A 13,465-nucleotide genomic window follows, 5' to 3' on the forward strand; every position below is an offset into this window, starting at 1 on the left:
GATCGCCTTCCTACCAAACACCGAACAATTCTACGTTTAACTCCAGTCCCGATCCCAGGAATCCGGTGTATCCCACTGCGTAGTCGGAGCAAACCATTGTTCCCCTTTTTTCAGAAACTTCTTGGCAAATTCTTCGTTGAATTCCACGCCTAAGCCCGGCTTGTCGGGTACTTTCACGAAGCCATTGGCAAAGGGTTTATCAATGCCCGTTACCAAATCTTCCCAACCGGCAATGTCCACGCCGTGGTGCTCCAGAGCAATAAAATTCTGCGTAGCCGCCGCACAATGGACATTGGCCATCATGCAGATGGGGGTTCCGGCAAAGTGCATGGCCATGGGAACGCCGTGTTCCTCGGCGTAGTCACCGATTTTTTTCGTTTCCAGGATCCCGCCCGACGAAGCTAGATCCGGGTGAATCATGTCTACCGCCTTGGCGTTAATGAGCTTGATGAATTCTTCTTTGGCGTAAATATCTTCGCCCGTCAGCGTAGGCGTTTCGATGGCTTCAGTAATCTGTCGCCACTGGTCGTGGTAAAACCAGGGAACCAGGTCTTCCAACCAGGCCAGCTGATATTTCTCCACCGCTTTCCCAATCCGAATCGCCGTATTGACGTCGAAATGGCCAAAGTGATCCGCCGAAATTGGAATATCGTACCCTACTACACTTCGTACTTTTTCTACGTAATCGGCAATGTATTGAATCCCTTTTTCTGTCACCTGTACGCGGGTAAAGGGGTGTTTGGTCAGGCCGTAACTACCTACGCGTCCGATCTTGCTATTGCCGTACTGGTTGCGAATATCCCAAAGACCAGCTCCAATGAGCATGTCCGGTTTATCGGCCAGCAGACCAATCCCGAAATCCATTTTTAACCAGGTATATCCTTTATCGAGTCGCGTTTCCTTGAGTTTCTTTCCGAACGCTTTCGGATCATCGACTTCGGGTGTATCGGCGTACAAGCGGATTTCATCGCGGTACTTCCCCCCCAACAGTTGGTAGACGGGTACATTATAGGCTTTACCGGCCAGATCCCACAACGCCATCTCGACGCCGCATACGCCTCCGGCAGCCCGACCGTGATTGCCAAAGGGGCGAATCATCTTAAAAAGCTGCTCGACGTTACAGGGATTTTTACCGAGTAGACGGCTCTTGAGCATTAACGCGTACTTCGGACTAGCTCCATCGCGTACTTCCCCCCAGCCCACAATTCCCTGATTCGTTTCAATGCGAATCACGGGGCTGGTAAAGGGAACACCCTGTAAATGGGCGATGCGGAGATCCGTAATTTTCAGTTCGGATGGTTTGGAAGCCCGGCCTACCCGTTGCGTAACATATTCGAGTTCCTGCTCGGTCTTTCCATCAAAACGCATTCCTAACGCAAGGCCGCCTAAAGCGGCTTTCCGCATAAAATTTCGGCGATCCGAGCCGGGCTTGCTTTCGGGCGGAGGTACAGCCGCCTGTGTCGGCAGCTTGAAGCGGTCGATAAACTTTTTCATTGTATTATATAGAGTTTAGAGGTAATTTTTCGGCGAAAAGTTACGCACAATACGGAGTATCCAAGAATAAATTGTCTTTTTTTTGCACTACGACTTAATGAATGTCTGGCAAAAGCGTCATTAGGCGTAACTTTTCTACCTCTAAACATATCTATGAAAAAAGTTTTCACCTTCGCTCTGATCCTGAGCGGACTAAGTCTATTGCTTGCCTTAGGCTTATTTCTAACGGGGTCCGGCTCGCATACGGCTCTGCCCGTGATTGGGGGGCTGTTTCTATTAGCCATCGGCGTTCGACGCTCCCCGGCAACCACCAGTCTGACCTATACGGTACTGATTCTGACGGCCGTATCGGTGGCGATGTATCAACCGCAGTGGTTTATCCGCTGGGGAAACTTTGAACTCAAACGGCTCATCATCCCGCTCCTGCAAATCATCATGTTTGGGATGGGTTCGCAGTCGAGTTTGGAGGACTTTGCCGGCATTGCCAAAAACCCGAAAGGAGTACTCGTGGGCATTACGAGCCATTACCTGATTATGCCCAGTATCGGATTTCTGCTGGCAGTCACCTTCCCCCTGCCGCCGGAAATTGCTACGGGTATTATTCTAGTGGGTTGCTCGCCGAGCGGGCTGGCTTCCAATGTGATGGCTTACATTGCCCGGGCTAATGTGCCCTTATCGGTAACCGTTACGGCTTTTTCTACGCTGTTATCGCCCTTACTAACGCCGGCGTTGCTCCAGCTTTTGGCGGGGGCCTTTTTACCCGTTGATTTCTGGAAAATGGTCATGGAGATTTTTAACATCACCATTCTACCCATTGTGGCGGGTCTGCTCTTTAACGCCTTGGCTTATCCGGGTCAATCCCGCCGGAGCATCGCGATTCAGATCGCGGTGTATTTCGGCATCATTCTGCTCAAAAATGCCATTGCGTTAGTGGAAGGCTCGACGGATTTCGCTGAAACGGTCGGCTGGAATGTGTTCTGGTTTATTGGCATGCCCCTGCTCGGTGGCTGGCTCTTTCAACGCTGGGCCGGAGGTCGCCGGGAAATTATGGATTCGATTTTATCCACGCTTTCCATGGTGGGGATTACTACCATTATCGTCGTGATTACGGCGGCGGGTCAGCAGAGTTTATTGCAGGTAGGGTTGGTACTGGTACTGGCTTGCTTTCTGCACAATACGCTGGGTTATTTTCTGGGTTACTGGTGTTGCCGACTTGTAGGTTTAAATGAACAGTCAAGCCGCTCGGTAGCCTTTGAAGTGGGCATGCAGAATGCGGGGATGGCTTCGGGTCTGGCTTTACAAATGGGGCAGCTGGCCACTACGGGCCTGGCTCCGGCCGTGTTCGGTCCGCTGATGAACACGACGGGTTCCATGCTCGCCAACTGGTGGCGGAGTAAACCACCGCAATCCGAAGAAGTACCCGCCGAGCCCTCGCCCGTGTCTTCTTAGTCCAATGAATTTTTAGTTCTCTTTTATACCTCTAAACTCTATCCAAGTATGCGTTTTTCATTCGTAGTAGTGGCTTCTCTGTTGCTAGCGGCCCAGTTGCGTACATCAGCCCAGCACATCAATGCTCCCAAAGAGCTGATTCAAACCTACACTTCGCAGTATAAGGGCGAACGCTTCCCGGACGGGCGGCCCAAAGTGCCGGATGATCTGGTAAAGCGACTCAAGGATATTTCGCTGGAAGAAGCCTGGGGTGTGCTTCGCAATGAAGGGTATACCAATCAGTTTGAGGCGGGCTGGATGCGAATTAGTCCGGGAAAAGTACTCGCGGGCCGGGTACTCACGGCTCAATACATGCCCTCTCGGCCCGATATGGAAAATCCAGTGAAGGAAAAAGGGAAAGCGGAAAACCGCAAAGGAGCCCCTAACTCCTGGCCCATTGATCAACTTACCGAAAATGACGTATACGTAGCCGATGGCTTCGGTAAACTCGTCGACGGTACTCTGATTGGGGATAACCTCGGTAATTCCATCTACGCCAAATCCAAAACCGGTGTCGTCTTTGATGGCAGCGTTCGCGATCTGGAAGGCCTCGAAGAAATTGAAGGCTTTACGGGTTTCGTTCGGGGCTTTGATCCTTCGTTTATCAAAGACATGCTCATGACGGGTATTAACTATCCCATTCGTATTGGCCGGGCGACGGTAGTACCGGGTGATCTGGTTCTGGGAAAAACGGAAGGGGTGATTTTCATTCCCGCTCACCTGGCTGAAAAGGTGATTACCTCTTCCGAATGGATTGCTCTGACGGATGACTTTGGCCACCAGATGCTTCGCGAAGGCAAGTACACCCCCGGCGAAATCGATATGAAATGGTCGCCTGCCATTGTACAAACGTTTCGCGACTGGCTCAAGGCTCACCCTGAAAAAGTCAAGATGTCGGCGGCACAGCTGGAAGAGCGGATTAAGAAGCTGTAGGTGGATGGATTGGTTGTAGTTAATCGTCGAAAGGACGTAGGCTCTTGTCAGGCAGGAGGTTATGTCCTTTTGACGTTTTGAAGGGACCCCGTATACGGGACTATTTACAGGGAAGACTTCGGGGTTACCCAACAGGCATGCCCAAGGCTATTGGTGCACGTTTCCTAACCTGTACCCCTGGGAGGATATTTAATCCAAAACAAATGCCCAAACCATCCACGAAAACCATTAACCCACCCCTAATGCTTATCCAGAATCGCCATGGTAAGCCGACTTATACAAACTAACTGTTGATTTTCGTTAGTAATACGAATCTCCCAGACGTGGGTTGATTTTCCCAGATGGATGGGCGTGGCCCGTCCGTATACATACCCTTCCTTCACCCCTCTTACGTGATTGGCATTGATGTCCAGTCCGACAGCTATTTTCCCTTCACCAATACAGGTATAGGCCGCTACGCTACCCAGCGTTTCGGCCAGTAGTACGGACGCTCCCCCGTGCAACAGCCCAAAAGGTTGTCGCGTCCGGGCGTCCACGGGCATACGAGCCTCTACGTAATCGTCACCAATCTGCGTGAATTCAATGCCGAGGTGACTAGCGGCCGAACCCTGATTAAGTTCATTTAAACGTTCAGGCGTAATATCCGTATGAATGATCATTTACGTATATTTTAATGAATGCGTGTTTGAAGTCCTGTTTTGGATTTGCAGCGTCCTAGCCGGTAAAATACGGGTGTTTGGTAAAATAACTACCATTTTATTGATACAAGCATGACAGACTCGCTCAGGAATCCGTACTTTTGCGGAAATTTTACGCGAGCCATGACTCTGATCTCAAGTGTTTTAGCGAAAGTTTGATTTCCACATACTTAAAACAGTGGGCCCATGCTCACCCCCCAACACACTTTGAAAATCATTTATCTGGTTCGGCACGGTGAAACCGAATACAATCGATTAGGAATCGTACAGGGATCGGGCGTTGATTCGGACCTGAACGAAATGGGCCAAGCTCAGGCTCAGGCCTTTTATGAAGCGTATAAACAGATCCCCTTCGATCGGATTTATACCTCAGCTCTGAAACGTACCGTGCAATCGGTTCAGGGTTTTATTGATGCAGGCATTCCTTACGAACAACATGCGGGCCTGAATGAGTTTGGCTGGGGTGCCATGGAAGGCAAAACGCCGCACTATACCGAAGATGAGTATTATCGCAGTATGATTTATAACTGGCGAATCGGTAATGTGGACGTTCCGGCCCTTGGTGGTGACAGCCCGCTGAGCGTACTGCAACGTCAGGTTCCCGTCATTGACCACGTGCTAAGTCGACCCGAGGAAGAAGTCGTCTTGATTTGTATGCATGGTCGAGCGATTCGGATTCTATTGACGTATCTGTTCAACGAACCCCTTTCGGAAATGGATCATTGGGAACACTCGAATTTGTGTCTCTATAAAATCCGTTACGACTACGACACCAATCACTTCACGCTCGAAATCGGTAATGATACCCGCCACCTGGCCGGTCTGGCGAAAGAACCTGAAGTGAGTAATTCTTAATGCGTTTTGGGTTTGGCGTTTTGGGGTTAGCGTTCGAGCAGGTTTTTCTAGCGAACGCCAAGCTTCAAAACCCTAAACACCGGACGCTCTTCCCATGGTATACGATATTACTCTTATTGGCGGTGGCATTGTAGGGTTGGCTACAGCTCTGCAAATCAAACGGCAGCGTCCCCAGCTAAAGGTGTTAGTGCTGGAAAAAGAACGGCGGGTCGCCATGCACCAGACGGGTCATAATTCCGGCGTGATTCACTCCGGCCTGTATTATAAACCCGGCAGCTTAAAAGCCACTAATTGCATTCGAGGTTACGACATGCTACTCGATTTTGCCCGAACAGAAGGAATTCCTTATGATTTGTGCGGCAAGATTGTAGTAGCTACCAAGAACGAACAAATTCCCCTGCTGGAAAACCTGTACCAACGCGGCCAGCAAAACGGACTCAACCAAATCCGTCGGATTAGCCTCGGCGAAATGCGGGAAATTGAGCCGTACGTAGCGGGCGTTGACGCGATGTTTGTACCCTATACGGGGATCATCAATTACACGGCCGTCGCCGAAAAATACGCCGAAAAGTTACAGGCCCTCGATGGCCTGCTCCACCTGGGCGAACAGGTCATCGGCATTACCAAGGGGCAATCCCTAAGCATCGTCAAAACGACGCGGGGGACCTACGAAACTAAGCTGGTTATCAATTGTGCGGGTTTGTATTCGGACAAAGTGGCTCAGCTTTCCCAGGATCAGCCCGTCAACGTACGCATTACGCCTTTCCGCGGCGAGTACTACGAACTCCGGCCCGAACGGCAGCACCTGGTACGCAACCTGATTTATCCCGTACCCGACCCTAACTTCCCGTTCCTGGGCGTACACTTTACCCGCATGATTGGCGGAGGCGTGGAAGCAGGGCCGAATGCTGTACTGGCTTTCCGCCGCGAAGGATACAAGAAACTCGACATTAATTTTAAAGAACTCTGGGAAACCTTTGCCTGGCCGGGCTTTCAGAAGGTAGCCGCTAAATACTGGCAAACGGGTCTGGGCGAAATGTACCGGAGCTTTTCCAAAGCGGCTTTTACCAAAGCCCTGCAGGAATTGATTCCCGATATTCAGGAGCATGATCTAATTCCGGGCGGAGCGGGCGTACGGGCCCAAGCCTGTGATCGAACCGGGGGTTTGCTGGATGATTTTGCCATTCTGGAAGATGAAAAAGTCATCAACGTACTTAATGCTCCTTCGCCAGCGGCTACTTCTTCCCTTTCCATTGGCCTGACGGTTTCGGAAATGGCTCTCAAACGTTTTTAAGTGATCGTTTTTTTATTGCCTGAAAAGCCGCTCCTCGTTGAGCGGCTTTTTTTCTATAAAGATTACGTTTTCTCTAAAAAGAGAAAAAATATAAAAAGCTAACAATCAGCTATTTAAAATTACAAAACCCTTAAAAATTAAATTTTTTACACTTTTTTTCATACGAGGTGAGTTAAAATCACCCCTTGCTTCCTCTTGGTGTTAAATCAATTGAAGATGAACTACCAGGATTTTAAACGTGAGGATTTTGTAGCGGATTCCTACTTCCGAAAGTGGGTACAAAATCCCGATGCGGCCACCCGGCAATTCTGGTACGAATTCCTAACCGATTATCCCGAACAAACCGAAACCATCCGCCAAGCCGCTGAACTGGTATTGGATTTAGCCGAACTATCCAAAGAAAAGACGCCAGACCCCACTACTGCTGAACAAGAAGAGGCTTGGCTAGAAATTACCCGACGCACTCATCCTTCATACGTACGAAAACTGCCGCTGTATCGCCAACGTTGGACCTGGGCTACGGCTGCCTGCCTCGCTTTTCTGCTCAGTTGGGGCTTTTGGTACAGTTACCGCAGCTCCAGTCAGCCCTACCAGAGCTTACGTTCGACTTCCGAAGTTCCGCTGAAGGAATGGGTCAATACGACCGATCATGCCCAGACGCTTACCTTACAGGATGGTAGTTCCATCATCCTCAACCCGGGCAGTCGGTTAAGTTATCCGGTCCAATTTGCAGCGGATAAGCGGGAGGTTTATCTTTCGGGAGAAGCCTTGTTTGAGGTAGCTAAAAATCCGAAACAGCCCTTTTTTGTATACGCTAACGAATTGATTGCGAAAGTATTAGGCACCAGTTTTAACGTACGGGCTTTCCCTAAAGATCAGCAGGTGATCGTGACCGTACGCACGGGACGAGTGTCCGTATTTGCCCAGTCAGACGCCCGTGTCAAAGAAAAAGCCAGCTCCCGCGAGCTCGAAGGGCTTGTACTGAGTCCCAACCAGCAAATCACGTACTCCCGGCAGGACGTACGCATGACGAAATCACTGGTGACCGAACCGGTCGTTCTATCCCAGGCCAAGCCCAGTATTCCGCCCTTTACGTTTCGTAATACATCCGTAAAAACGGTGTTCGAAGCCGTAGAAAAAGCCTATGGGGTACAGGTAGTATTCGACGAAGAAACGCTCCGAAACTGCCAATTGACGGCGGATCTGACCGATGAACCGCTGTTTCGCAAGCTTGAAATTATCTGTAAAAGTATCGAGGCTCAGTACCAAGTCCTCGACGCCCAGATTGTTATAACGGGCCACGGCTGTCCAGCCAACCCTTAGCGCTGAAATTACTTTGATTTATAGTCCATTAGCTTAACCTCTAAATCGCTTACGCTATGGTAAGCACCTTGAACAAGTACCGGTCTACTCCCCTTCCCCGTAAAAGGGAAGGGGGGTGGGCCATTCTTCCTCATCAGCTCTGAACTACTTCCCTGAAAGCCAGTCTTTTAATTTATAGTACGAACAAAACCTAAAGTACGCGTAAGTACCTTTTTTCGATGGCCCATCCCCGGCAAAGCGGATGCCGGGAAAGGATTGCCTGCCTTTTACTTCTAACTTCTATCATTTATGAACAAACCATTATTTTTTCGCGGCGTAGGCTGGTCTTTGATGAGCTTGCTTATCATTCCTCTCCTGCTGAGCTGGGTCTTACCGGGTCGAGCCTTGGCGTCCCCTAGGCAGGAAGTACTCGATCGACGCGTTACCTTACGGGTCGATCACGATGATTTCAGTACCGTATTGAACCAATTAGAAAAAACAGCGGATGTCAAGTTTTCGTATAGTCCGCAGCTCGTTGGAACGAAACGAAAGGTCAGCCTTTCCGTGGTCGATGAAAAACTCACCGTTGTTCTGGACCGCCTGCTCCAACCCTTGCGATTGAGTTACGAGGTGGTTGGGAATCAGATTATTCTCAAACGAAGAACCATCAGCGAAACCTCCCTGCCCGAAGCCAGTCTAGTCCCCGTACCACAGGCAACGGTTACGGGTAAAGTGAGTGATGAAAATGGGCAACCCATTCCGGGAGCTAACGTTCGGCTAAAGGATAACCCTTCCATTGGTACCACTACCAATGCGGAAGGTCAGTATTCACTCAATATTCCCGACAATACGACAGGTGTCCTGGTCTTTACCTCAGTAGGCTATATGCCCAGCGAGGTACCGCTGGCCAATCAGAGCGTCATTAATATCACCCTCAAAGCCGGTACAACGGCCCTTTCGGAAGTAGTCGTAACGGCCCTTGGTATTAAGCGGGAAGCAAAGAAACTAGGCTATTCCACCTCAACGGTGAATACCGAACAGATCACGACCAACCGCACGGTTAACCTCGGTAATAGTTTACAGGGAAAAGTAGCGGGCGTAAACGTTACGGCTCCGGCGGGCGGACCGGGCGGTACTTCGAAAATCCGGATTCGGGGCCAGTCTTCGTTTAAGGGCGACAACTCTCCCCTGATCATCGTCAACGGTGTACCCATCAACAATACCAACTTTTCCAGCCGTCAGGGCGATGGGGATGGTACGACGAACCGAAGCGGCTCGGCTTCCGACGGTGGTGACGGTTTACAGAGTATTAATCAGGACGATATTCAGAGTATTACGGTACTGAAGGGGTCAACGGCGGCGGCTTTGTACGGTTTTCGGGCGAAGGATGGAGCGATTGTTATTACGACCAAAACCGGGCAAGTGGGACAGGGCATTGGCGTGGAGGTCAACTCGAACTTCATCGCCGACCAGGCCTTAGATTATACCGATTTCCAGTACGACTACGGTCAGGGTGAATACGGCAAACGTCCACAAAGCGTAGGCGATGCCCAGAGCTCGGGTGTATTTAGCTTCGGAGAACGGTTTGATGGAAAGCCTACGTATCAATTTGATGGGGTACAGCGGCCCTACCTGCCTCAACGCCACCGCATCCGGGATTTTTATCGCACGGGTACAAGCTGGAATAATTCCGTAGCCCTCTCCGGAGGAAATGAGAAAGGGGGCTTCCGCCTATCCTTCTCGAATATGGACGCTACGTCGATTATGCCGAATTCGGATTTCCACAAACAAATTTTAAACCTGGGACTGAATTACAACTTCACACCGAAGCTGTCGGTACAGTTGAATGCCAACTACTCCAACGAGTACAACCACAATCCCCCTCAGATTGGCTTACAGGATCTCAACGCCAATACTACCGTTTACACCACGGCTACTTCTGTGGCGATGAAGACGCTCGAAGAAAACCGCTACGACGAAAACGGGTATGAACGGGCTACCTCACGTTTCACCAATCGGAACAACCCGTACTGGGTAGCGTATGATCGCTTCGAGCACGTTCGCCGGGACCGTATTTTCGGTAACGCTTCGGTGCGCTACCAACTGACCGACTGGCTCTACGTGCAGGGCCGGATTGGGCAGGATTACTTCACGCGTCCTTACGATTTTAACCGTCCTACGGGTACCCGTTCAGTAGCCGCAGCGGCGACGGGATTCAATGGCTATTACTACCAGGAAGTGAATACCTTCCGCGAGCGAAACCTGGATTTCCTGATCGGCGGCAGTCACAAGATGGGTAATTTTGGCCTTGACGTAACCCTAGGTGGAAACTCGCTCCAGCAAATTTTCACGAGTAACAACGCTTCGGCTACCAACTTCTACATCCGGGATTTGTATACCATCATGAACGGACAGAATAAGGAGCCGCAGTACGGTTACTCCAAAAAACGGGTGAATTCGCTGTATGGCGTAGCGGAGCTTTCCTACAAGAACTTTTTATTCCTGAATGTCACAGCCCGGAATGACTGGTTCTCTACGCTGAATCCGAAATCCAACAGCTACCTGTATCCTTCCGTCAGCGGTAGTTTTGTTCTGAGTGATGCCATCAAGGAGCGGCCGACCTGGATGAATTTTGCGAAAATTCGGGCAGCGTACGCGGAAGTCGGCGGTGATACGGATCCCTACCAGAATGCTTTGTTCTACAACCTCAACGCGAACCCTTTGCAGGGACAAGCCCTGGGTTATATTACCAGCGATGTCAGCCCGAATCCGGACTTGAAGCCTTTAAAGGTGAAAGAAGCGGAATTAGGGCTGGAGTTCCGTACCCTGGACAGCCGTATCAATTTGGATGTAGCCTATTACAACAAGAAAACGGTTGATGAAATTCTGAACGTGGATATTTCAACGGCTTCGGGCTACAACAAATCAAAAGTAAACGTGGGACAACTTCGTAACAAGGGTATTGAAGCTTTACTGACCTTGATTCCGGTTCGGAAAGAAAAATTCACCTGGGAAACTTCCTTCAACTTTACTTACAACGAAAGTGAAGTACTCGCCTTGGCCGACGGACAGGCCCGTTTAAAAGTAGGTCAGGGTGACTTTTTTGGTGAAGTTTGGCACGAGGTCGGTATGCCGATGGCTTCGCTTCGCGGCATTGCCTATAAACGCGATAACCAGGGCCGGATCATCACCGCCGGCGGCAAGCCCGTAGCGGGCCCGATCACGACCTTCGGCAGTGCAATTCCCAAGTATACGGGCGGCTGGATCAACACCTTTACCGTGGCGGGTTTCCGCATCTTTACGCAGGTGGATTTCAAGGGAGGCCATAAAATCATCTCTAATTCTAACCTGAACTTCTTGCGTCATGGACTGGCGAAAGAATCGCTGGTCGGTCGTGAAGGCGGCGTACTCTTCGAAGGCGTAACGGCCGAAGGGGCTCCCAACACGACCCGCGTGGAAGCCGAAGATTTTTACTCCAGCTATCGGAGTACGAACAACGCCGAGCGTTTTGTCTACAATGCTAGTTTCATTCGCTGGCGTTCGCTCTCGGTGAGTTACGATCTGTCCCGTTTCGTTCGTAAATCATTCGTGAAGAACCTGACGGTTTCCGCCCTTTGTAACAACGTACTGCTCATCAAAAAACACCTGCCCAATCTAGATCCGGAAGCGGTGAACGGAGCGTCTGATAACATTCAGGGGATTGAAACGCATACACTTCCGACGAGTCGCAGCTACGGTATGAATTTGAACCTGAAATTTTGATTCACATGAAAAAGATACTGATACTTCTGGCGATGGCTGCGGGCCTGAGCAGTTGCGATAAAGATTTCGAAAATATCAATACCAATCCGACCCAATCCACGAATATTGATCCAGTGTATTTGTTTTCCAACGCCCAGCTCAATACGACACTCGCTTCCCAGACGATGTTTTACGAAGCCGCGATTGTCCAACAGGTCAATACACCTTTCGGAGGGGTCAATACGGGAGCGAACCTGAATCAGGATTACCGGGACAATACGCGGGTCAACTGGCTGTACCTCTACAGTGGTACCAACAACGGCAACAATGGTCCCATCAAGCTGCTCACGGCGGTACTGGATCAAACCAAAGCCGACAGTTCGCGGACGAACCTTTACCACATGTCCCGCATCTGGCGAGCCTACGTGTTTCAGGTTTTGGTAGACACCTACGGCGATGTTCCCTATTTCGACGCGGGTAAAGCCTATATTTCCGGGAATAAGCTACCGAAGTACGACCCTCAAGCGGAAATTTATGCGGACCTGGTCAAAGAACTCGAAGGAGCCATTGCCGGACTTAACGCCGCCAAACGCATTGAAACGGGTGATTTATTTTATCAGGGAAACGTAGCGAAATGGAAACGGCTGGGTTATTCGCTTTTACTGCGAATCGGGATGCGGTACTCGAAAACGGATCCAGCTAAAGCCCAGGCTCTGGCTCAGAAAGCCTATCAGGGTGGTGTACTGCAATCGAACGACGACAATGTCAGAATTCAGTATTCCAGCATTTACACCAATCCGCTCGGGAATCTTTGGAACAATACGGAAAAAGCGAATTTGTACGTAGGTGCTCCGTTTGTATCGTATTTAAAATCGACGAATGATCCCCGGCTTACCGTGATTGCCGTACGCTACGGCGAACCTTCCAAAAACCCTGAACAAACGACTGTAGATCGCACGTTTGCTAATCAGATCGGTATGCCCTTCGGTTACGATGATGGCTCCATTGGCAGTGCTCCTAACTTCCCCGGAAAAGTAGCTTCGGGGGGCTGGAATTATTCCCAGATCAATCGTCGGACGGTCGGGAAGGTAGATGGCCCTACGTACTATGTGACCTACGCCCAAACGCAGTTGCTACTGGCTGAGGCCGCTCAACGGGGCTGGATTCAAGCTTCGGCGGCTGATCTATACAAAACGGGCGTAGCGGCTCACATGAATCAGATGAAAGATTACGATGCTTCAGCTACGATCCCTCAGACGGCGATTGATGAATACCTAGCCGCTCAGCCTTATACGGCTGCCCGTGGATTGGAACAGATCAATAGCCAGTACTGGGTTGCTTCCTTTCTAAATGGCCCGGAAGCATTTGCCAACTGGCGGCGTAGTGGATTTCCGGTATTGACCCCGAATAAATATCCCGGCCGAACCATTGCCGGAGATTTTATCCGTCGCCTTACCTACCCGATTCTGGAACAATCCGTTAACGCGGAAAATTACAATGCTGCGGTAAGCCGGCAGGGTCCAGATGACCTGGAAACGCGAGTTTTCTGGGATAAACCCTAAAAAGTACAAATTTCTACTACTAGAGCGTCCGGGAGCCTATTTCCGGACGCTTTTTGTTTCTATGGATATGTACGAAAGAAGCCAATGACTTGAATAGC

Annotated in this window: 9 protein-coding genes; 7 read left to right on the plus strand and 2 right to left on the minus strand. The window is 50.2% G+C overall.

Going from position 1 to position 13,465, the window contains the following annotated elements:
• Nucleotides 1-36: 36 nt before the first annotated feature.
• Nucleotides 37-1,494: a mandelate racemase/muconate lactonizing enzyme family protein gene (locus C5O19_RS23295; RefSeq protein ID WP_104715785.1), complete on the minus strand. Its 1,458-nt coding sequence runs from the start codon at nt 1,492-1,494 to the stop codon at nt 37-39.
• Between the two features lie 153 nt (nt 1,495-1,647).
• On the opposite strand from C5O19_RS23295, the gene C5O19_RS23300 reads away from it, so the two are divergent.
• A complete protein-coding gene (locus C5O19_RS23300) occupies nt 1,648-2,943 on the plus strand; it encodes a bile acid:sodium symporter family protein (protein WP_104715786.1) in 1,296 nt (431 codons plus the stop codon).
• Nucleotides 2,944-2,991: 48 nt separating this feature from the next.
• On the plus strand, nt 2,992-3,915 hold the full coding sequence (locus C5O19_RS23305) for an RraA family protein (protein WP_104715787.1): 924 nt from the start codon (nt 2,992-2,994) through the stop codon (nt 3,913-3,915).
• Between the two features lie 239 nt (nt 3,916-4,154).
• On the opposite strand, the gene C5O19_RS23310 is transcribed toward C5O19_RS23305, so the two are convergent.
• Nucleotides 4,155-4,574 (minus strand): hotdog fold thioesterase, encoded by a 420-nt coding sequence (locus C5O19_RS23310; protein ID WP_104715788.1) that lies wholly within the window; start codon nt 4,572-4,574, stop codon nt 4,155-4,157.
• 225 nt (nt 4,575-4,799) lie between these two features.
• Between C5O19_RS23310 and C5O19_RS23315 the strand changes: the two genes are divergently transcribed.
• From C5O19_RS23315 to C5O19_RS23335, 5 genes are all read left to right on the plus strand, one after another.
• Nucleotides 4,800-5,468 carry a histidine phosphatase family protein gene (locus C5O19_RS23315; RefSeq protein ID WP_104715789.1) on the plus strand — a complete coding sequence of 223 codons (669 nt, stop codon included), beginning with the start codon at nt 4,800-4,802 and terminating at the stop codon, nt 5,466-5,468.
• Between the two features lie 94 nt (nt 5,469-5,562).
• Nucleotides 5,563-6,762 (plus strand): L-2-hydroxyglutarate oxidase, encoded by a 1,200-nt coding sequence (lhgO, locus tag C5O19_RS23320; RefSeq protein WP_104715790.1) that lies wholly within the window; start codon nt 5,563-5,565, stop codon nt 6,760-6,762.
• A gap of 216 nt (nt 6,763-6,978) precedes the next feature.
• Complete coding sequence (locus C5O19_RS23325; protein ID WP_104715791.1) at nt 6,979-8,085, plus strand: FecR family protein; 1,107 nt, start codon at nt 6,979-6,981, stop codon at nt 8,083-8,085.
• A gap of 288 nt (nt 8,086-8,373) precedes the next feature.
• Nucleotides 8,374-11,826: a SusC/RagA family TonB-linked outer membrane protein gene (locus tag C5O19_RS23330; RefSeq protein WP_243406487.1), complete on the plus strand. Its 3,453-nt coding sequence runs from the start codon at nt 8,374-8,376 to the stop codon at nt 11,824-11,826.
• 5 nt (nt 11,827-11,831) lie between these two features.
• On the plus strand, nt 11,832-13,367 hold the full coding sequence (locus C5O19_RS23335; protein ID WP_104715793.1) for a SusD/RagB family nutrient-binding outer membrane lipoprotein: 1,536 nt from the start codon (nt 11,832-11,834) through the stop codon (nt 13,365-13,367).
• Nucleotides 13,368-13,465: the final 98 nt, after the last annotated feature.

The sequence above is a fragment of the Siphonobacter curvatus genome (genome assembly GCF_002943425.1).
GTDB classification, from domain to species: Bacteria; Bacteroidota; Bacteroidia; order Cytophagales; family Spirosomataceae; genus Siphonobacter; species Siphonobacter curvatus.

Excerpts from the sequence above, each read along its gene's own strand:
- C5O19_RS23295 (WP_104715785.1), bottom strand. The coding sequence starts at position 1,494 with ATGAAAAAGTTTATCGACCGCTTCAAGCTGCCGACACAGGCGGCTGTA.
- C5O19_RS23300 (WP_104715786.1), top strand. The coding sequence starts at position 1,648 with ATGAAAAAAGTTTTCACCTTCGCTCTGATCCTGAGCGGACTAAGTCTA.
- C5O19_RS23305 (WP_104715787.1), top strand. The coding sequence starts at position 2,992 with ATGCGTTTTTCATTCGTAGTAGTGGCTTCTCTGTTGCTAGCGGCCCAG.
- C5O19_RS23310 (WP_104715788.1), bottom strand. The coding sequence starts at position 4,574 with ATGATCATTCATACGGATATTACGCCTGAACGTTTAAATGAACTTAAT.
- C5O19_RS23315 (WP_104715789.1), top strand. The coding sequence starts at position 4,800 with ATGCTCACCCCCCAACACACTTTGAAAATCATTTATCTGGTTCGGCAC.
- lhgO (WP_104715790.1), top strand. The coding sequence starts at position 5,563 with ATGGTATACGATATTACTCTTATTGGCGGTGGCATTGTAGGGTTGGCT.
- C5O19_RS23325 (WP_104715791.1), top strand. The coding sequence starts at position 6,979 with ATGAACTACCAGGATTTTAAACGTGAGGATTTTGTAGCGGATTCCTAC.
- C5O19_RS23330 (WP_243406487.1), top strand. The coding sequence starts at position 8,374 with ATGAACAAACCATTATTTTTTCGCGGCGTAGGCTGGTCTTTGATGAGC.
- C5O19_RS23335 (WP_104715793.1), top strand. The coding sequence starts at position 11,832 with ATGAAAAAGATACTGATACTTCTGGCGATGGCTGCGGGCCTGAGCAGT.